This window comes from Terrisporobacter sp., from assembly GCF_017888745.1.
Taxonomy (GTDB): Bacteria; Bacillota; Clostridia; order Peptostreptococcales; family Peptostreptococcaceae; genus Terrisporobacter.
Genome location: NZ_JAGHFM010000066.1, coordinates 1 through 17377, shown reverse-complemented (window position 1 = coordinate 17377; position 17377 = coordinate 1). Strand labels below are relative to the sequence as shown.

The following is a 17377-nucleotide window of genomic DNA, read 5'->3' as shown; positions in this document are numbered from 1 at the left end:
TAATTAAGATGATGGTAATAGTCTTAATGATGAGGGAAACCTCTAGAAATAAAAGATAAAGAGCTTTTATGGTAACAAAATTGGAAGAACCATTACCAGCAGGAGGCAGTTGTTTATTAGGAAGTTTTAATTTGTCAGCGTATGTTCAAAATGATACATTTGATTTTGCTGGATTTAAAAAAGATATTCATACTGTTGTTAGAGCCATGAATGATGTTTTAGACGAAGGCTTGTCACTACATCCATTAGATATACAACAACAAACTGTGAGAGATTATAGACAAATTGGCATTGGAGTTATGGGTATAGCTGATATGTTAATAAAATTAGGATTAAAATATGGAGATAAAGAATCAATTGAATTTTGTGATAAAATTGGATTTACTCTAGCAAATGAAGGTTTAAATGCCTCTTCATTTTTAGCATGGAAGTTTGGCGCATATCCTAAGTGCGATAAAGAAAAAATATTGCAAAGTGAATATATAGAAAATAATACTACGGACGAAACAAGAGATATGATAAAAGAATATGGTTTGAGAAATTCGCAAATATTTACTGTTGCTCCTACTGGAAGTTTGTCTACTATGTTAGGTATAAGTGGAGGTATAGAGCCTATATTTGAAAATTCATATACAAGAAAAACAGAATCATTACATAATAAAGATGTTTATTATAAGGTATATACCCCAATAGTAAAAGAGTATATGGATAGAAATAATATTACTAAAGAAGAAGATTTGCCTGATTACTTTGTGACCGCTATGAATTTAAATCCTTTAAAAAGAGTAGATATGCAGTCTATATGGCAAAAACACATAGATGCAAGTATTTCTTCTACAGTCAACTTACCTAATGAAGCAACAGTTGAAGATGTTTATAATATATATACTTATGCTTGGGAAAAGAGGTTAAAAGGTATAACTATATATAGAAGTGGATGCAAAAGAGAAGGAATATTAACTACAAATACTAATGATAAAGAAGAAACTCAAGAACTCAAAAGGGGAGAATGGAAATCTTTAGCCGAAGACACATATTATATTAAGAGAAATTTAAAAATTGGTTGTGGGAAATTAAAACTCTTCATTGGATATTCTCCTAATGAAAAAGCAATTCAAGATTTATATATTAAAAAGTCAGGTTCAGGTGGATGTGCTAAAAATCTTGAAACAACAGTAATAGGTATTAGTGCTGCATTAAGATTAGGTGGAAATATAAATAACATAGAGAAAGCATTTAGTGGAGTAGATGCATGCCCGTCATTTGCTAGTGCTAGAGCAAAAGGAGTAGAGTTATCAAAAGGAAGTTATTGCGGAAGTGCAATAATTAATGAAGTTCATAAGTTCTTGAAAGAAATAGAGCATGAAGAAAGTGTGAAGCCTACAAGAAAAAAAATAAATGTTAAAGATAAATATAATCAAGAAAATGATTCTAAGTGTCCTGAATGTAATGAGAAACTTTCTTTTACTGGAGGATGTGTTCAATGTAATTCATGTGGGTATACGAAATGTGATTAGGAGGTAATTATATGCATGAAATATTAAAAACAGTAAGTAAATTAAACATGTCACAATTAATGTTTATAAAACTATTTAGATAGGAGGATATCAATGATTAAATTTTACATATGGTCAATTATATTATTTGTCATAAGCGTACTTTTATTTATGCTACGATGTATTACGCTAAAACATAAAATAACTTGGGGTGTTCCTAGTGATAGTAAATTAGCTAAATTGTATAATTTATTAAAAATTCTTGTAGTAGGGATATTACCAGTAATTAATATAATTTTTACAATAATATATTTATACTATGGTATTTTTGTGCCAGATGATGATTTTATAAAATTGTGCAACGATGTAATGTAGTAATTGCAACGGGTTCAGAACTCAAAACACACAATAAAAATTGATTTTATTAAGGAGGAGAATGTTAATGTTTAAATATAATTTAGGGGATAAAGTTTTATATAATAAGGAATATGAGATTATTAGAAGAGGTTATCTTGATATTTTGGATGAAGAACCTCGTATTCGATATATGATAAAAAATGGTGATAAAAGAATATTTAATGTTGAGGAACGAGAATTAAGTACAACACCAAGATTCACTATTAAAGTAATAGATAATGAAGATAACAATGAGTGTGTATATTTTACAGATAAGTATACTTTAAGAAATAAAAATGGACATTTCGATACCATGTCTAGACAAGTGGTCGGCTTACAATTTGAATCCATATTATAAACTATAAAATTAATAAATTAAATCTAGGAGAGTTTATTCTCTCCAAAGGGAGGTATGTTTATGTATTCAATAAGAAAAAACAAAGGACATATATCAATTGATTTAATTCATAATAATAGAAAATCATCAACTAAAGTTAAGGTAATTAGGGATAAACAAGGCATTATAATGGTTTCAGATAACAAATATATTACTTGTTAAGGAGGAATTTAAATGATTATAGCAATATTAGGACTATCAGGAAGTGGAAAAGATACGATTTGCAATGCAATAAGCAAAGATTTAGATATACCAAAAATAGTTTCTCACACGACACGTCCGCCTAGAAATCAAGAAGAAATAGATAATAATACTTATCACTTTGTATCAAATGACTTCTTTGAAAGTGAGAAGGATAATTTCATAGAACAAAGGACTTATAAAGTAAAAACACCTAATGATAAATGTGAAATATGGAGATATGGTATACATAAAGATTCAATTAAAGATGATGTGAGCTTGGTAATTGTAGATCCACCTGGACTATATGACTTAGAAAACTATTTTGGTAAATCAAATATAATTCCATTCTATATACATTGCAACGATGAAATAAGAATGCAAAGATTAGTTCAAAGAGGAGACACTAAAAATTTAGCTGAAGTAAAACGTAGACAACATGATGATAATTTAAGATTTAAAGATTTTATTGAAAAGGGTGATTACTATAAGATACATAATGAATATGAAGTTGAAAATGCAATTAATGAAATGGAATATATTTTAATTAAAAATGTGTTATAAATTGTTTGCTATTCGGAATTAAGGGGGTTGATATTATTTTATTAGGAATAGATGCAAGTATGAGTTCATCGGGTTATTCAATAGTTACATCAGATAAGAAGGTAATTGTATATGGAAAAATAGAGACTAAACGTGAAGATTTTCCCTAGCGATATAGATAGATTAACTCATATATGTGATACATTAGAAGAAATTATAAAGTCTTATGACATAGAGTTATGTGTTCTTGAGGATAGCATACCTGTTAGAAATAGTAAATCGGTATTACAATTAAATATACTCAAAGGTATGATTATTAGATCATTACAAAAGAAAAATATTAAGACTAAATTAATATATCCTACAACAGTCAAGAAAATGGTCACAGGTAATGGTAGGGCAACAAAAGAACAAATTGCACAAACTATCCAAAGAGATTTAATTGATATAGGTAAGTATAGTGATAAGCAAACTAAGAAACAAGAGAAAACATCTGACATTTATGATAGTTTAGCCTTAGTGTTAGCTTATTTAAACAAAGGGAGAAGAAAGATATGATAGTTAATAAGAATACTATTTCAAAAGTATTAAAAATACATAAAGACGCATATGACTACATTAATGATTGTCTAAAAAGGGCTTTAAATAAATCGGATAAATATACATTGATAGATTTGAACTGTCTTAAAGAAGATTTTGATAAAGAAGAAGATTTTTATGACTGGTTATTTAATTATTTATATGATGAGTTGATAAATGCTGGTTATAAATTTAATATTATATTTTCTTCGGGTAATTATAAAACTTTAAAAATATTTTTATAAAATATATAAGGATGTGAACATATGAATCGAAGTTATTTGGAAAACTTAGGTATAAAAATTGAAGATACCCCTTGGGGTTGGAATAAAGACGATGACAGACAAGAACAATGGAAGTTAAGTAGAGAAATAGATGGATTCGATGAAAGGGAAACTTGGAATTTATATTATACAATTGATTTATTAATGTATGAAAGACTGTGTGCATATAAAGAAATTGCAGAAAAATGTATTGATTTAGATTTTCATAAATTTGATTTTAATGGAGAAACCTTAACCCAAAGAGAATGTATAAATAGAATGATTAAAGGATTAGAATATGAACTTTTATTAGATGATTTTGATGAAAGAAGAAATGATGAGAATATTAAAAAATCAATGGATGAAGTATATAAGATATATGCTATATGTAATCGTAGTTTATGGTGGTAATATTTTTATAAATATATAATTAATAAAATAAAACTTTTATTTAGGAGGAGTAATAATATGAAAATGAGAATAAAAAGAATGAGAGAAAATGCTAAATTACCAAAAATACATAATGGAAACTGGGCTGATTGTTATGTTAGTCAAATAGGTTGTGTTGATATAAATGCACTAGAAACAGGTAAAGAATTTACTTTTGATGATATTATATGGTATCCTGACGGACTTACTTATGCAAAAGAGGATGTAATAGTAGTTAAACTAGGATTTGCACTAGAACTACCAAAAGGTAAGGAGTTACATTTAGTACCTAGAAGTGGGACATTTAGAAAAACTGGATTATTATTAACCAATTCTGTCGGGATAGGCGATGATACTTTCATAGGAGATAACGATGAATATCTTGCTATGTTTTATGCTACTAGAGAAGGACATATTAATATAGGAGATAGATTAATACAAATGAAAATAGAGGACTCTATGCCTGAAATAGAATTTGAAGAAGTTTCATCATTTGGTAATCAAGATCGTGGTGGCTATGGTACTACTGGAGCGTAATTATAGTATATTAAATAAGAATAACTTAACAATGAAATAGGGGTGGAGATATGATACAAGTTTATAAATGTGAGTATTGTGGTGAAATATTTAAAAACAAAGATGATTGTTTTAAACATGAAATAGAGAATCATGAAGGGGCAGAAAGATATTATAAAGTAATTTATAATATCTTAAATGAATTAAATAGGAAATACGATATGAACAAAAATATTGATGGTCAAAATATAGCTGTTGATACGAACTTATGTGTATGTGATGGATTTGAATATATTAAAAATTATATATCTTTCTATTTAGATGATTGCTTCATCAATGTATATGGTTCGGAGGATATTATCATGCACGATTTAAAAAATCAAATGGAACAATGTTTCTTAGATGATTTAAAAAATATAGAAGGTACATTAAGATACGAAGATTGGTGTTGAGGACATGGTGCAGATGACTTCATTATAAATGATACTTATCTTAAAGATTTTTTGAGAAATAAAGAGGGAAAGCATATAAAAATAGAGATATTTGATTAAATAAGGAGGTAAATATGAGTAAATTAAAAATATCTGATAATGAAAAACTATGGGACGAATTTTTATTATTTTGTCCCAAACTTTCAAAGGCAGCATATGATTGTAATTTCAATCGTGCTAATTGTCATTGTGGTGTATGCTTTGCAAAATACATACTCAAGAATTATGAGGTGAGGAAACGTGAATAAAAAGGATAAAGCAACATTTAATAACTATTGTAATGAATTTGCTAACCGTTTTTTAAGCTGTGTATGTGCAGATACTTTACCAAAATACATAAAAACATTTAGTAAATTCCGTTACTGGAGACTACTTGATGAATTAGAATCCAAATATAACATATCAATAGATTCAACAGACAATAAAATATATAAGAAATATGAAAAAACAATGATAGAAGTATTATCAAAAAGAATTGAACAATGTAAAATAGAACGTGCTGAAAAAGAGAAAGCATTAAAAGAACAAAAGAAAAATAAGAATAAATAATTTATGACCTTTTCGGTTTTTGGTATTAAAAATAGTTATGTTTAAAACACTCTGGTCGGCAAACTAGGAGTGTTTTTTACTATGTAAAAATAGCCATAATGAAGATAACAATATTGAAAAAACATATGAAATAACCTAGCATTTACATGTCACTTGTTATATAATAGTCATAGAAAATATTATTTTCTATCAATCTTCAATCCACTGCCACTCCTTATCAATTTTGGTAGTGGATATTATTATACTTAAATATTTTTTATAATATAATTGTAACTATACCTTAAAAATACATTTAAAGACTAGTATGTTTTATGCCAAGTTACATTTTCACCAAGTTTTATGCTCATCTCTGATAGTTCATTATATGTACATATCTTATTTAAAGCCATAAAGTAATTTTTATCACCTTCATTCTGTTTGCTTATTAGATCTATTCTTAAATTAATATTTCCAACATTAACTCTAGTAAATACTTTTATCCTATCCCTAAAAATACATTTTAATTCTGATTCTTCAATGTCACCTTTAAGAAATAAATTATATAAACTTTTATTATCCATTAATTCTAAATCACCACAAATAACATTCATAATAAAACTCCTTAATTTATATTTAGTTTAATTATATACTATTTTTATACAAAATAAAAAGGAGGATAAAACAATCCTCCTATCTAAAAACATATAAATCAACTACTTTATTAATGAAATCAATGCTATAAGGTTCTATCCACCCATTATCTAATTTTTCTATATTATTCGTGGAAAAGTTTTTATACCTTAATATTTCTAAGTCATGGTCAGTTATACACTTTAAATCACCTTCTACATTACAAATCCAACCATTAATTGCCTTTATTTTCAATATTATCACCCTTTATTATTTCAACATTTTCAACTTCATTTAAGTAATATAAAAGTTTATCATCTGTAAGTTCTTCAGTTAATTTTTGAAGGAATTTTAAATATTGATGATCTACTGCTTTATTAAGCACTTTTACAACTTTAATTACTCCATTATCAACCCAAATATCAATATCTCCTCTTTTCCATTTTGATATTTTTAATAATACTAAATATCTATTTGTTGCCTTTTTCTTTCCTGTCTTTTTAACAATATTATATTTTCTGTGATAACATAAACAATACTCTAATCTTTCATTTTCATTGATATCTACATATTTAACCAATTGAATTACATCATTTGCAATAAAATTTTTTACATCTAATTGAAAATTATTTGAACATCCTTCATTAATATTAGCTAATTGTACTCTAGTTAAGTTTGTCATAAGAATAACCTCCTAAATTTCAGTTATCCTCATATTCCCCCTTAAATATTAACATCCTATATATTTAACATTTTTGAATAATCCTTCATGTTCATCAAAGCACTTTATATCTATATCAAAAATATTAGATAATAGTTTAGCAATGTTTTCTACATAATCTTTATCTTCGCATTTTTCAATTATTTCTAAATCATAAGCTGATTGACGATTATTAGTAAACTGAAGATAATATTTACCTAATTCCATATCTTCTCCTATTAATAGACAGGTGTCCAATCCTTCTTCTTGCATGCCTTCAAAATTATTAATTGCCATTTTAATGCTTTTTACTTTTTCGTTAATCATAATTCTTCCTTTCTAACTCATGTTATTTTCATTATTTAAATCCTTAATCACATCTGAATTTGTCCTTATATTAACATATTGTATTCACTCCATCTTTCCTTAAAGTGTATGTGGCACAATGGTTAATATTAGTCATATTAGATGTCATAGTTTTTACTAATTAAAATAATCGAGTTAAATAGTAAATTATCATACACCAGTAGCCTATATAAAATACAGGAAATGCTTTCAATGAAACTTCTGGCTTTTGTATAACTCTTCTTTTATGCTCATTATCAGTTACATCTTTCATCTTAACTACACCATCAGTCTTTTTAGACTTTTTGTGTTTCAAAGGTTTACTTTCCTCAATTAATTGGTTATTGATCCTTTTACATTGACTTCTCATGTAACTATTCATCATATTAACTGCTTTGCTCATTTTAGTTTTTCTCCTTTAGTTTAAAATTAATAGATAAATTCTATCTATGTAAACCCTCAAAAGAGGGGTATTACCTAATATGATTGAATATGTTATTTATTTTGAGTTTTCAATATATTGTCGCAAATCAAACTGACTTCTAGCATCACTTTTATTAATTACGTCTAATATTCCATATACGCTTATTAATAATCCTCCACCAAATATACATATTGGTATCCATTGCGGAGCCATTGATAATATAATTCCTCCTCCTAATGCTGAGTATATAACTTTTTCAGAACTGCTATGACTTTCATTATTTTTATTCATTTTAAAATACCTCCTTAATAAGTTATGTATACTCAGACTCCTAAGAGTCTTTATCCTTTCTATGTTTATTCGCTATTTGTATTATAGTTTCTTCTTGAATATTAAATCCTTGAATTTCATTTGTACCATCTGAATTGATTAAATATCCATGACCATTTCCATCCATTATTTTTTCATCTATTAATAAATCAAAATTCCCACATAATACTTTAGATGCCTCGCCTGTTGTTGTTTTTAAACAAAGTTTTGTTAAAAAGTTACTCTTAATATACCCTGGTAATACATCACAATATGGATTTTGTGCAGTAACTATGCAAGTAATTCCTGCTGCTCTACCTTGAGATAATATTAATTGTAAATTTTTATAAAATTCAACATCCTCTTTATGTTTAGAATTGAAGTTATTTAATTCTTCTACTATATAAAATATATGAGGAGGTTTATCTTTGCCTTTATATTCATTTAAATTCCTGCATTTTTTTTCTTTTAACCATTTATATCTTTCTTTCATTTCATCTACAACATTTGATATAGTTTCATCAAAATGATCTTTTCCACCATTATAAACCTCTACACAATCAACATTCTCAAACATCGGTAAATCTACAGTTTTTGTGTCTTGGATATAAATTTTAATATTTGGAATGTATTCAACTATATAGCTTACAACTTCAGTTAAAGCGGTTGATTTACCTGAACCTGTTGCTCCTCCTATAATCAAATGACAATCTGATTGAGATAGATACTTCCAGTAAGCTATCTTATTAGTCATTTTATCAATACCTATAGGGATTTTATTATTATCTTTAAATTCATAATCTTCATAATCACAACTAACTTTTATATCCCCTTCTTTAATTGTTATTAATGCCTGATTATTTACCAGTTCTATAGATACATCACATTCCTTTTTATGCAAATATTGAGATATAGTATCTTTATTATCTTTAAAATCCTCTATACTTAATCCTATTGGTATAGTAAATAAATATGCTTTATAATTAGAACCTTCTACTGTTTTTCTTAATATAGGCATATGCCCATCTAAGTTTTGTAACTTTATTTGCTTGAATAAATACTCAAATTCATTTTTTCCAAAGAATAAATCTAATGTCACATCCCATATAACTGATATGCCTTCTATAATCCCACTTACAATTTTGAACATTTCAAAATCCCCCTTATTTTAGTCATATTCAAATCATCTATGACTATATCTAAATCTCTTAATTTTTTCTCATTAAGTTCCAAATCTGTTACTACATACAGAATAGGTTTTTCATCTAATTGTGAATACTTCTTAAACTTTCGGGCAAAATTATAATACTTTGTAAAACAATCATGTTTTGATAATTGTACTTCCACTAATACTGGTTGCAAGCTATACCCTGTTCTTATTACCAACATTGCGTCTGGCTTAACATCATCTATAACTGGTGACTTTATTATTTCTTTAATTGAAAATGAATTCATAAATTCTACTATTGTATCTGTAATTAATAAATCATGTTTTAATATTTTTTTATTAGGTCTTTTATCTTTGTAATAAATATAAGGATTTACTTTTACATCTAAATTATAATATTTCCTCTTTAACATTTTATTATCAACCAAATCGCTCATATACCTATTACAATATCTTATGCTACTATTTTTGAAGTATAATTTTTGCACTTGCTCCCTAGTACAAAATTGAACAATATCTATAAAATTTAATATCTTAATACTCTTTTTATTCATAACACCCCTCCGATTCACATACCACGATTAACATACCCTAAAATTAAAATATACATTTCGATTGGAAGTTCCAATCAATATTTTTAGATTAGAACCAACGTATCCAGATTATAACTATGTTTGAGGCATGTGTCCAAGCTATTTTAATAAGGGAGGCGAAGCCGAGCTTACCCTTTCTTTTGTGTTACTTTTCTTTTATCCAAAATCATTATTAATATACATGGAATTTTATGTTATTTATATTTAATTCTTTTGACTACATTTAATCCCTTATCAATAAGGTAAAGTGTATTTGGAATTTCTTCTTTCGATTCAGATTTGAAGTTATAATATATACTTTTAAAATCCCCCTCCTCAGATTCTAATTTTAAAAATACATATTTAGATTTGTCTTTTGATTTGAATTTAATTATTGCATTTGAAGTATTATCTTCCACCATAGTATTTCTCTTTGACTCTACTATTTCATATCCTTCGCTTATCAGCTTAATAATATAGTTTGTAATTATTAAATCACTTTGTATAGTGTCTTTATTTGGCTTATTATCTAAATAATAGATATAAGCATTCTTGTTATCTCCTAGGTTAAAATACTCTCGTTTAATCTCTTCTCTTTTGCTTAGCATAGCTAATCTTCTCAAGCATACATTCTCGTGAACATCAGCAAATATTACATTTTGTATTTGTTGTCTTGTACATATACCTAAATTTTTAATCAACTCTAAAACTCTTTTATCTCTCTCTAACATCCTCATCACCTAATACAATATATGCAAATTGATTAACATATGTGATAACTATTTTTACGATTTTTATATTTGAATCACTGATTAACATATGTTAATCATTTTTCTTAATAATATATATGTAGCAAATTAATAAAAGTTGACTAAAATTTTAATAAAATAATTAATACTTATGATATAATGTAAATGTATTAAAAATAGTTGTTTTATTTTTGTTAAATATAGATTTCCTGATTCGCCTTACTCAGTATCTATTTTTAAACAAAAAAAAATAAAGAGGGACATACGATTATTTCGCATATCCCTCTTCTGTTCTTTTATTCTATTTTTATACTGATTCAACTTTAGGTACAAAAGTTTTACTTACATCACCTATAGTCACAACTAATTCGCCTGTTTCATTAAATGATAAAATCGGTGCATTTTTTAAACTACTATAATTTCCATCAAAATCACTTTTTGCATCCCATATTTGTATTTTTTCTGTAGTTATAGTGTCCAATATTGTTTTGTTGGCATGAGTATGTTCACTAGACTTTGTAGCATAAGTATTATCATGATTATGGTTGCTATTTGCTTTGTTATTCCATGTTTGTTTTTCTGTATCAGTAACAAATCTATGATTAGCGTCTTGTGTAATTACATCTGCATTATGTTTAGCAGGATGAACATAGTTATTAGCATTTTCCGCTATACCATTTAATTTAGTATCTTTTTCTGTTGTAAAGTCAACTGTAGAAAGTCCTTTGCCTTCAATCTTATCTACTTTATTTTTAATTTGATTCCTAGCAGTAGCATCACACACTGTTCTTCCATTTATAATTTTAATTTCTGTTTCAGCCATATTATTTTCCTCCTACCCTATTTGTAAATTTCCATTTGATTCATCATATACAACTTTAACTGATGAATTAATTGTCAATTCACCATTTGTATCGTTATATTCAACTTTAACTTGATTTTTTGAACTTTCATATAATTCATTTAAAGCACCTTCAACATTATTACTTTTGAAGTTATTATTCACATCATCTATTTTTATTCTGTTGGCTTTAGTGACAGTTGGTGGTATATATTGTATTGCCATTTTACCATCCCTTTCATTTATATAAAATTTTTGACTTCGTATAAGCGATTTTAAGGCTTTGTAATTTCTTTATTAATTATTCATACCTTATAAAATAACATTTTTATTAAACTATTGATTGTCTTCGCTTAATCCAAAAGCATTTAATATAATTTCATTATCCATTGACTTTAAATAACTACTTGTTGTTCCTAAATCACTATGATGCATAAGAACTTTCAGTTCCTCTAGCGTGAATTGTTTATCATTAACCCAGTGTTTTCCTTCTTTATACATTTGAGCACCACTGTGTCTGAAACTATGATTATTAAAATACTTCATTTCACCAGTATGCTTAAACAATATCTCTCTACAATTGACAACTATATCATATAAGGCTTCATATCCTATACTTTTTCCATTTTTATCAACCCATAAATTTTCATTGTTATCATTTCTTGTTTCCATATATTTTGTATAAGCCTCTTTAGTCTTATTGAAATAAAATAAATTAAAAGTTTTACCTCTTTTACCACGAACCTTGTTTTTAGTAATGGATCTATTAATATCTATATCTTCTACTTTTAATTGATATATTTCAAATCTTCTTGCAAGAGACTCAAAACTCAAAGCAATCAATAAAGCATCTCTATATTTTTCTTGAGACATTAGTTCATTATATATAATCAATACTTCTTCAGTTGTTAAAAATACAATTTCTCTAACCATTTCTTTTTGTACTGATTTGACTTTACTCATATAATTCATTTCAACTTCAGAATCTTCATCATCTTCCAAATAAGTTAAAAATGAAGAACAAGTGCTTTTCATTCTATTAACTCTATTGCTGCTCATTCCTAAATCACTTAAATATAGAATAAAATTTCTTAATTGCTTTTTCTTTAACTTATGAACTGGAACGTTATCATAAGTATCTAATATCCAAATAAAAAATATCCTTAAATCATTTTTATATTGATATATAGTTTTATCACTTTTCCTTTGACTTTTTAATTCTAAAAGAAAATCCTCCATTGCATCTTTATTGCTTTTATTGACTTTTAACCATTTTTCTTCATCGAAAAATCTATTATAAACTTGTTTTGACATCTTATTCCTCCTAACTAAAAAAGGCTAGGAAGAATAATCCTAGCCATAATTTTATTAATTCTCTATTTTATTAGTCATTTACTATTGCTGTATGAGTATCTACTCCAGCATATCCATCTGATTTTAATCCTCTTGATTGTTGATATTTTTTAACTGCATTTAGTGTGTCATTTCCAAATATCCCATCAGCGTTTATTTTATAACCTCTATTTATTAATGCTTTTTGTAACCATGTTACATGTTCACCTCTACAACCTTTTTTAAGGAGATGAGATTTTACTGCATTTTTAGTTTTAGTTCCATATAATCCATCTACATCTAAGTTTAATTTATATGATGAATTAAGTACTTGTTGTAGATATCTAACAATATATTTTCCACTTAATTGAGTTGATGAAGAAGTTTGAACATTTTTTATATTGTCTATATACTGTCCGCTAACATATCCATATCCACTTCCATACTTTATTTTTAACCATCCATTTGAACATTTCGCAACTATAGTTACTTGAGTATTATTTTTTAAAGAACCTACTTTAGAGCAATTTGTCCCTGCCCCACTTCTTACGTTTAATGAAGTAGCATTCACCATACCTTCTTGATTGACTGTTGTTTCTGATACATTTTGCGAAGGTTTGCTATCTGAAACTTGCCCTGATGATTGGTAATTTTTTATATCCCTATAAAAATTTTTAAAGGCTTCTTTAGTATTACCATATCCCATAAAGTTAGTTCCAGGACAAGTTTTTCTTGATTGACCAACTCTATATGTTCCTAAATAAGTTCCGTCTGATTTAAACCAAGCATGAGGTCTTATAGTGCTTTCACTTGGAGTTAAATTAAATACTTTGCACATTATTGCATAACAAGCTATTACAGACTCTCTTTGTTCTTTAGTCATAATATCTTTTCCATAGTCGAAATTTCCGTAAATCTCAACGCAAACCGCACCTGTATTCCAACCACTTATACCAGCAGGATTAGAATTAAGACTTCTTCCTGTCATTATTTTCCCATCAGGGAATATTGAAAAATGTTGTGCAATATCTGAAAAACCACTATTATTTTTATGAAATGATCTAAGATTATTCTGTCTTCTAAAATGTTCATCTGTTTTCCAACAAGAATAATCTGGTGCTCCCATGTGATGAACTTGTAATTTACTTATTTTTCTAGTTATTTTTTGTTTTCTTAACCAGTTTTCAAATTCATTTATATTATCGAACATTATAAATCCATATTTACTTTGCATAAAACGCCTCCTATTTTATATTAATTTATTTGCCTTGCATTAAATTAACAAATACTTGATGTAGTCCTGTACTTGCCAATCCACTAAACATACCAGCTAACAGTATCTCAGGAGTAATAGTTTTGGCTATCCAAATATTTAATATTACACCCAAAATAGCCATTATTAAAGGTATATATTTATTGTCTAGTTTAGGAAAACTATTTTTAAGAATATAACCTATACAAACACATATTCCCACAATTACTAAAACCACATAATCATTTAAAAAAGTTAAATCCATTATTTATTACCTCCCATTTCTTCTTTTAATTCTATTTCTTCTAATTCTTGCACTAATTTTTTTACTGCTCCATTACCACCTTTTTTAATATACATTCTTCCAGCCTCTATTCTTTCTGATAAAGGCATATTAGTATTTATAATTATTAATCTTAGTGTCATCAAAGTATTATAGTTGACTTCCTTTTCAAATAATGAAATTATCTTATATGCACTTAATATAAAAGTCACTATGCAACTTATATAACCTATATTTTGTGATATGAATTTTAACATGTCCATAAATCATGTCCTTTCTATTTATTTTTATAAATCACAATCCTACACCCCAGTGATTGCAATAGGTTCAAGACGCAAATCACTAAATTGTGATTTTATTAATTCCCTATATTATAGGAACATTATTCTTTGTAGCCAAATCAACAGCTTCTTCTTTAAATTTAGTTATTTCAACTTGAATAGCTTCCTTGTTATTTTCAAATATTTCTTCATCTTCAACAGTCATATAATAACTTATACTTCTACCGTTTATGATAGTGCAATAACATTTTACAATTACTCTGCTATTGCCTTCTAAGTCGTTAACAACTATATCTTTGTTAAAGTTAATAGTTTGATTGTTTTGTGAAGTTAAAAACTCATTTATTCTTGTTGTTCTCATAATATTATATCATTCTCCTTTTTTTATTGTACTCGTTTTTCGCATACTACCCTAATTCTTACATTATCATAAAATGAATAATCGTTTGTACTTGTGCCTGCCCACATTTCTAATCTATCCCAACCGCCAGTAACTAAAGCATTAGCCACATCAGAAGGTAAAGTGACTGTATGAGTAGCTCCCCTTGCAAACGCCTTTCCACAATTCCAATAACTACCATTTGTAGTTTTTATTTTAGGAACAGGAACAGCTCCACCATAACCATGACTTGTATTAAGTCTTGTCATTGTAAGTTCTACGGTAAAGTTTCTCCCACCATGACACCAAGCATTTACACCACTAAATGATGCGAACCCTCTATGTGGTTTATAACTTCCCCATTTACCTTGACCCCATTGACCATTTCTTGAAGAAGTACCAGAACCACTACCTTCTGGAGTAGTCCATAAAGAACTCGCCCAAAATGTGTTTTCAACCCATGCCCATTTCTCAGTAGGAGGTGGAGGAGGAGTTGGTTGAGAAGCTGGTTTAGGTTGAAAGAAAGAATTGTTGTTAGAAGCATCCCCCAAACCTGCAAAATGCCCACCTTGTTCTCTTTGGGCTATTAATGCCCTCAAAGGTTCACTTCTACTGAAAAATATATAAGCTCCATGAGCTGAACCCGCATGTCTATAAACATGCCCTCTCGAATCGTACCACGAAACATAACTAGCATTAGATGCGTATACACCGTTGTAATAACCTACAATATCCATATAAGCTAAAAATACCCTTGAACCATGGTCAGCTGTTATTGCTGTACCCTGGTAATTATTCCAAGTATTTGTATCACCACTCCAACCTTCCTTCAACATATTAATACCTGCTATTGTTACATTAGAGTTTCTAATATGAATACCAGTAGCCTTACCTTGTGTAATAAAATAAGCATCATTTTGAGTTGACCAATCAAACGCGTTTTTTGTACCTCTTATTATTATTGGCATAGTATTTTCCTCTATGGTAAGAGTTGTTCTAAGACATGCCCATGGCTCAAATAATACGTGTATAACTCCAGTACCAATCCAACCCCCAATGTAATTATTAGCACCCCAATAATCTCCAGGAGCTAGATGGATTTGTATATCCGATTGCCACCTATAACAACCATACTGTTTTCTAAACCATTCCAAAGCATTTGTAATGCTATTCGCTCTATTATTTGCATCTCTACCAGTACCATCGCCAGTAGCACCTGGAGCAACATACAAATGCCTAGTTCCACCAGTACTCATTTTTAATAGTTTATCATTTATTATTTCATCAGCAGTCAATGATTTGATGTAAGCAGAATTGTTATCACCAAAGTGAGCTATTCTCGAACCGCTACTATCAAATATTTCCATACCATCGTGAGCTATACGAGTATAACCTTGCGAACCTTCTCCGTCTTGCATAGAAACTTTTATCCCATCTTTATCTATAGTAGTAATTCCATCATAGACTTCAGAAGGATGTGGCGACCAAGGAACCTCGAGTTCTCCCTCTGTAAGTATTAAAGCATTCCAGTGAATCCTATTTGAGTTGGCACCATTGGCATTATATCCATTATTATCTATTCTAATATAACCACTTATTGTATTTGCAGGAGTTGTAACTACAATAGTAAACTTTTTCCAAGAACCATTTGTACTTTGACCAGTAACTAGCTGTTGAGCATTAGTATAATCTAAACTTGTGTTAGTATCACTCAAAGTTGTAGAACTCAATAGAAAGACATCAAAACTTGGACATTTTGTGTAGTTGTGAAAATATCCAGTAAATCTATATTTTGTATTTGGTTTTAATTTGAATCTACTGCTAAAAGCATATCTTTCATATGTAGTAGTTCCATTATCCAAATACATATATGTGCTGCAACTACTTCCAATTTCAGTATTAGAAGAAACCCCAATACTCGAACCATTATGAGTCCAACTATTTGTATTGCCACTTGCTCCAGTAGAGTTAGGAATTAAATTATAGCCACCACTTTGACTTACTTTTACTTCTAAACTATTAACAGTTTGTTGGACTTGCGAAGCAGTTTGATAGCCTTTAGATGTAATTTGGCTATCTGTTTCCGACTTAGTATAGAAGTTTTTCTTAACTGTATTAGTTATAGCTGTTTCAGTTATCTTTTGTTCTGCTTCTTTTTTCCAAGATTCTAAACTTGTTACCTTATTACCAGTAGTTGTTTGATTCGTTTCTACAGCACTAACTCTTGAAGTAATTCCATTTAGATTAGTTTCTATAGTAGATACTTTTGATTTAGTAGAAGATATTTCAGTTTT

General features: G+C 28.1%; 30 protein-coding genes. 13 read left to right on the top strand and 17 right to left on the bottom strand.

The window, feature by feature from the left end:
* The first annotated feature begins 68 nt into the window (after nucleotides 1-68).
* From J7G74_RS02910 to J7G74_RS02850, 13 genes are all read left to right on the top strand, one after another.
* Complete coding sequence (locus tag J7G74_RS02910) at nucleotides 69-1517, top strand: TSCPD domain-containing protein (RefSeq protein WP_297131709.1); 1449 nt, start codon at nucleotides 69-71, stop codon at nucleotides 1515-1517.
* 93 nt (nucleotides 1518-1610) lie between these two features.
* A complete protein-coding gene (locus J7G74_RS02905; RefSeq protein ID WP_297131705.1) occupies nucleotides 1611-1871 on the top strand; it encodes a hypothetical protein in 261 nt (86 codons plus the stop codon).
* Between the two features lie 67 nt (nucleotides 1872-1938).
* Nucleotides 1939-2250, top strand: coding sequence for a hypothetical protein (locus J7G74_RS02900; protein WP_297131703.1), 312 nt, complete (start codon nucleotides 1939-1941; stop codon nucleotides 2248-2250).
* A 60-nt stretch (nucleotides 2251-2310) separates the two neighbouring features.
* Nucleotides 2311-2451: a hypothetical protein gene (locus J7G74_RS02895; protein ID WP_297131701.1), complete on the top strand. Its 141-nt coding sequence runs from the start codon at nucleotides 2311-2313 to the stop codon at nucleotides 2449-2451.
* A 12-nt stretch (nucleotides 2452-2463) separates the two neighbouring features.
* Nucleotides 2464-3033 carry an AAA family ATPase gene (locus J7G74_RS02890; RefSeq protein ID WP_297131697.1) on the top strand — a complete coding sequence of 190 codons (570 nt, stop codon included), beginning with the start codon at nucleotides 2464-2466 and terminating at the stop codon, nucleotides 3031-3033.
* Between the two features lie 5 nt (nucleotides 3034-3038).
* The gene (locus tag J7G74_RS02885; RefSeq protein ID WP_297131694.1) at nucleotides 3039-3182 is read left to right on the top strand and encodes a hypothetical protein; all 144 of its coding nucleotides are present in this window, start codon (nucleotides 3039-3041) and stop codon (nucleotides 3180-3182) included.
* A complete protein-coding gene (locus J7G74_RS02880; RefSeq protein WP_297131691.1) occupies nucleotides 3166-3570 on the top strand; it encodes a crossover junction endodeoxyribonuclease RuvC in 405 nt (134 codons plus the stop codon). The genes J7G74_RS02885 and J7G74_RS02880 overlap by 17 nt, the downstream gene beginning before the upstream one ends.
* Nucleotides 3567-3836, top strand: coding sequence for a hypothetical protein (locus J7G74_RS02875; protein ID WP_297131688.1), 270 nt, complete (start codon nucleotides 3567-3569; stop codon nucleotides 3834-3836). The genes J7G74_RS02880 and J7G74_RS02875 overlap by 4 nt, the downstream gene beginning before the upstream one ends.
* A gap of 21 nt (nucleotides 3837-3857) precedes the next feature.
* Nucleotides 3858-4265, top strand: a complete 408-nt coding sequence (locus J7G74_RS02870) for a hypothetical protein (protein WP_297131685.1) — start codon at nucleotides 3858-3860, stop codon at nucleotides 4263-4265.
* Between the two features lie 57 nt (nucleotides 4266-4322).
* On the top strand, nucleotides 4323-4820 hold the full coding sequence (locus J7G74_RS02865; protein ID WP_297131682.1) for a deoxyuridine 5'-triphosphate nucleotidohydrolase: 498 nt from the start codon (nucleotides 4323-4325) through the stop codon (nucleotides 4818-4820).
* A gap of 50 nt (nucleotides 4821-4870) precedes the next feature.
* A complete protein-coding gene (locus J7G74_RS02860; RefSeq protein ID WP_297131679.1) occupies nucleotides 4871-5251 on the top strand; it encodes a hypothetical protein in 381 nt (126 codons plus the stop codon).
* Nucleotides 5252-5364: 113 nt separating this feature from the next.
* Nucleotides 5365-5538 carry a hypothetical protein gene (locus J7G74_RS02855; protein ID WP_297131676.1) on the top strand — a complete coding sequence of 58 codons (174 nt, stop codon included), beginning with the start codon at nucleotides 5365-5367 and terminating at the stop codon, nucleotides 5536-5538.
* On the top strand, nucleotides 5531-5839 hold the full coding sequence (locus J7G74_RS02850) for a hypothetical protein (RefSeq protein ID WP_297131673.1): 309 nt from the start codon (nucleotides 5531-5533) through the stop codon (nucleotides 5837-5839). The genes J7G74_RS02855 and J7G74_RS02850 overlap by 8 nt, the downstream gene beginning before the upstream one ends.
* A gap of 299 nt (nucleotides 5840-6138) precedes the next feature.
* Here J7G74_RS02850 and J7G74_RS02845 read toward each other — a convergent pair whose 3' ends face one another.
* The 17 genes from J7G74_RS02845 to J7G74_RS02765 form a co-directional block, all read right to left on the bottom strand.
* Nucleotides 6139-6429, bottom strand: coding sequence for a hypothetical protein (locus tag J7G74_RS02845; RefSeq protein ID WP_297131670.1), 291 nt, complete (start codon nucleotides 6427-6429; stop codon nucleotides 6139-6141).
* A gap of 79 nt (nucleotides 6430-6508) precedes the next feature.
* Nucleotides 6509-6703, bottom strand: a complete 195-nt coding sequence (locus J7G74_RS02840; RefSeq protein WP_297131666.1) for a hypothetical protein — start codon at nucleotides 6701-6703, stop codon at nucleotides 6509-6511.
* Entirely contained in the window at nucleotides 6684-7130 is a 447-nt protein-coding gene (locus J7G74_RS02835) for a hypothetical protein (RefSeq protein ID WP_297131664.1), read from the bottom strand. Before J7G74_RS02835 ends, J7G74_RS02840 begins: the two co-directional genes overlap by 20 nt.
* A gap of 48 nt (nucleotides 7131-7178) precedes the next feature.
* Nucleotides 7179-7475, bottom strand: a complete 297-nt coding sequence (locus J7G74_RS02830) for a hypothetical protein (RefSeq protein ID WP_297131662.1) — start codon at nucleotides 7473-7475, stop codon at nucleotides 7179-7181.
* Between the two features lie 160 nt (nucleotides 7476-7635).
* Nucleotides 7636-7896 (bottom strand): hypothetical protein, encoded by a 261-nt coding sequence (locus J7G74_RS02825; protein WP_297131659.1) that lies wholly within the window; start codon nucleotides 7894-7896, stop codon nucleotides 7636-7638.
* A gap of 96 nt (nucleotides 7897-7992) precedes the next feature.
* Nucleotides 7993-8208 carry a hypothetical protein gene (locus J7G74_RS02820; protein WP_297131655.1) on the bottom strand — a complete coding sequence of 72 codons (216 nt, stop codon included), beginning with the start codon at nucleotides 8206-8208 and terminating at the stop codon, nucleotides 7993-7995.
* Between the two features lie 40 nt (nucleotides 8209-8248).
* Nucleotides 8249-9376 (bottom strand): FtsK/SpoIIIE domain-containing protein, encoded by a 1128-nt coding sequence (locus tag J7G74_RS02815; RefSeq protein WP_297131652.1) that lies wholly within the window; start codon nucleotides 9374-9376, stop codon nucleotides 8249-8251.
* Nucleotides 9361-9948 carry a hypothetical protein gene (locus J7G74_RS02810; RefSeq protein ID WP_297131649.1) on the bottom strand — a complete coding sequence of 196 codons (588 nt, stop codon included), beginning with the start codon at nucleotides 9946-9948 and terminating at the stop codon, nucleotides 9361-9363. The genes J7G74_RS02815 and J7G74_RS02810 overlap by 16 nt, the downstream gene beginning before the upstream one ends.
* 233 nt (nucleotides 9949-10181) lie before the next feature.
* The gene (locus J7G74_RS02805; protein WP_297131644.1) at nucleotides 10182-10697 is read right to left on the bottom strand and encodes a hypothetical protein; all 516 of its coding nucleotides are present in this window, start codon (nucleotides 10695-10697) and stop codon (nucleotides 10182-10184) included.
* A gap of 325 nt (nucleotides 10698-11022) precedes the next feature.
* The gene (locus J7G74_RS02800) at nucleotides 11023-11538 is read right to left on the bottom strand and encodes a hypothetical protein (RefSeq protein WP_297131641.1); all 516 of its coding nucleotides are present in this window, start codon (nucleotides 11536-11538) and stop codon (nucleotides 11023-11025) included.
* A gap of 12 nt (nucleotides 11539-11550) precedes the next feature.
* Nucleotides 11551-11781, bottom strand: a complete 231-nt coding sequence (locus J7G74_RS02795) for a hypothetical protein (protein WP_297131639.1) — start codon at nucleotides 11779-11781, stop codon at nucleotides 11551-11553.
* A gap of 111 nt (nucleotides 11782-11892) precedes the next feature.
* The gene (locus tag J7G74_RS02790; protein WP_297131635.1) at nucleotides 11893-12870 is read right to left on the bottom strand and encodes a tyrosine-type recombinase/integrase; all 978 of its coding nucleotides are present in this window, start codon (nucleotides 12868-12870) and stop codon (nucleotides 11893-11895) included.
* 70 nt (nucleotides 12871-12940) lie between these two features.
* The gene (locus tag J7G74_RS02785) at nucleotides 12941-14122 is read right to left on the bottom strand and encodes a peptidoglycan-binding protein (protein ID WP_297131632.1); all 1182 of its coding nucleotides are present in this window, start codon (nucleotides 14120-14122) and stop codon (nucleotides 12941-12943) included.
* Nucleotides 14123-14147: 25 nt separating this feature from the next.
* Entirely contained in the window at nucleotides 14148-14405 is a 258-nt protein-coding gene (locus J7G74_RS02780) for a phage holin family protein (protein ID WP_297131630.1), read from the bottom strand.
* Nucleotides 14405-14686, bottom strand: a complete 282-nt coding sequence (locus J7G74_RS02775) for a hypothetical protein (RefSeq protein WP_297131628.1) — start codon at nucleotides 14684-14686, stop codon at nucleotides 14405-14407. Before J7G74_RS02775 ends, J7G74_RS02780 begins: the two co-directional genes overlap by 1 nt.
* A 103-nt stretch (nucleotides 14687-14789) precedes the next feature.
* Nucleotides 14790-15065, bottom strand: coding sequence for a hypothetical protein (locus tag J7G74_RS02770; protein ID WP_297131626.1), 276 nt, complete (start codon nucleotides 15063-15065; stop codon nucleotides 14790-14792).
* A 23-nt stretch (nucleotides 15066-15088) separates the two neighbouring features.
* The coding region (locus J7G74_RS02765; protein WP_297131624.1) for a hypothetical protein at nucleotides 15089-17377 on the bottom strand (2289 nt) is incomplete at its 5' end.

What these genes read in the sequence shown, in the direction of transcription:
- J7G74_RS02805 (WP_297131644.1), bottom strand. Translation starts at nt 10,697, where the DNA reads ATGTTAGAGAGAGATAAAAGAGTTTTAGAGTTGATTAAAAATTTAGGT.
- J7G74_RS02815 (WP_297131652.1), bottom strand. Translation starts at nt 9,376, where the DNA reads ATGTTCAAAATTGTAAGTGGGATTATAGAAGGCATATCAGTTATATGG.
- J7G74_RS02830 (WP_297131662.1), bottom strand. Translation starts at nt 7,475, where the DNA reads ATGATTAACGAAAAAGTAAAAAGCATTAAAATGGCAATTAATAATTTT.
- J7G74_RS02790 (WP_297131635.1), bottom strand. Translation starts at nt 12,870, where the DNA reads ATGTCAAAACAAGTTTATAATAGATTTTTCGATGAAGAAAAATGGTTA.
- J7G74_RS02890 (WP_297131697.1), top strand. Translation starts at nt 2,464, where the DNA reads ATGATTATAGCAATATTAGGACTATCAGGAAGTGGAAAAGATACGATT.
- J7G74_RS02825 (WP_297131659.1), bottom strand. Translation starts at nt 7,896, where the DNA reads ATGAGCAAAGCAGTTAATATGATGAATAGTTACATGAGAAGTCAATGT.
- J7G74_RS02785 (WP_297131632.1), bottom strand. Translation starts at nt 14,122, where the DNA reads ATGCAAAGTAAATATGGATTTATAATGTTCGATAATATAAATGAATTT.
- J7G74_RS02895 (WP_297131701.1), top strand. Translation starts at nt 2,311, where the DNA reads ATGTATTCAATAAGAAAAAACAAAGGACATATATCAATTGATTTAATT.
- J7G74_RS02835 (WP_297131664.1), bottom strand. Translation starts at nt 7,130, where the DNA reads ATGACAAACTTAACTAGAGTACAATTAGCTAATATTAATGAAGGATGT.
- J7G74_RS02900 (WP_297131703.1), top strand. Translation starts at nt 1,939, where the DNA reads ATGTTTAAATATAATTTAGGGGATAAAGTTTTATATAATAAGGAATAT.
- J7G74_RS02800 (WP_297131641.1), bottom strand. Translation starts at nt 11,538, where the DNA reads ATGGCTGAAACAGAAATTAAAATTATAAATGGAAGAACAGTGTGTGAT.
- J7G74_RS02770 (WP_297131626.1), bottom strand. Translation starts at nt 15,065, where the DNA reads ATGAGAACAACAAGAATAAATGAGTTTTTAACTTCACAAAACAATCAA.
- J7G74_RS02780 (WP_297131630.1), bottom strand. Translation starts at nt 14,405, where the DNA reads ATGGATTTAACTTTTTTAAATGATTATGTGGTTTTAGTAATTGTGGGA.
- J7G74_RS02865 (WP_297131682.1), top strand. Translation starts at nt 4,323, where the DNA reads ATGAAAATGAGAATAAAAAGAATGAGAGAAAATGCTAAATTACCAAAA.
- J7G74_RS02910 (WP_297131709.1), top strand. Translation starts at nt 69, where the DNA reads ATGGTAACAAAATTGGAAGAACCATTACCAGCAGGAGGCAGTTGTTTA.
- J7G74_RS02875 (WP_297131688.1), top strand. Translation starts at nt 3,567, where the DNA reads ATGATAGTTAATAAGAATACTATTTCAAAAGTATTAAAAATACATAAA.
- J7G74_RS02855 (WP_297131676.1), top strand. Translation starts at nt 5,365, where the DNA reads ATGAGTAAATTAAAAATATCTGATAATGAAAAACTATGGGACGAATTT.
- J7G74_RS02820 (WP_297131655.1), bottom strand. Translation starts at nt 8,208, where the DNA reads ATGAATAAAAATAATGAAAGTCATAGCAGTTCTGAAAAAGTTATATAC.
- J7G74_RS02775 (WP_297131628.1), bottom strand. Translation starts at nt 14,686, where the DNA reads ATGGACATGTTAAAATTCATATCACAAAATATAGGTTATATAAGTTGC.
- J7G74_RS02860 (WP_297131679.1), top strand. Translation starts at nt 4,871, where the DNA reads ATGATACAAGTTTATAAATGTGAGTATTGTGGTGAAATATTTAAAAAC.
- J7G74_RS02870 (WP_297131685.1), top strand. Translation starts at nt 3,858, where the DNA reads ATGAATCGAAGTTATTTGGAAAACTTAGGTATAAAAATTGAAGATACC.
- J7G74_RS02810 (WP_297131649.1), bottom strand. Translation starts at nt 9,948, where the DNA reads ATGAATAAAAAGAGTATTAAGATATTAAATTTTATAGATATTGTTCAA.
- J7G74_RS02905 (WP_297131705.1), top strand. Translation starts at nt 1,611, where the DNA reads ATGATTAAATTTTACATATGGTCAATTATATTATTTGTCATAAGCGTA.
- J7G74_RS02845 (WP_297131670.1), bottom strand. Translation starts at nt 6,429, where the DNA reads ATGAATGTTATTTGTGGTGATTTAGAATTAATGGATAATAAAAGTTTA.
- J7G74_RS02795 (WP_297131639.1), bottom strand. Translation starts at nt 11,781, where the DNA reads ATGGCAATACAATATATACCACCAACTGTCACTAAAGCCAACAGAATA.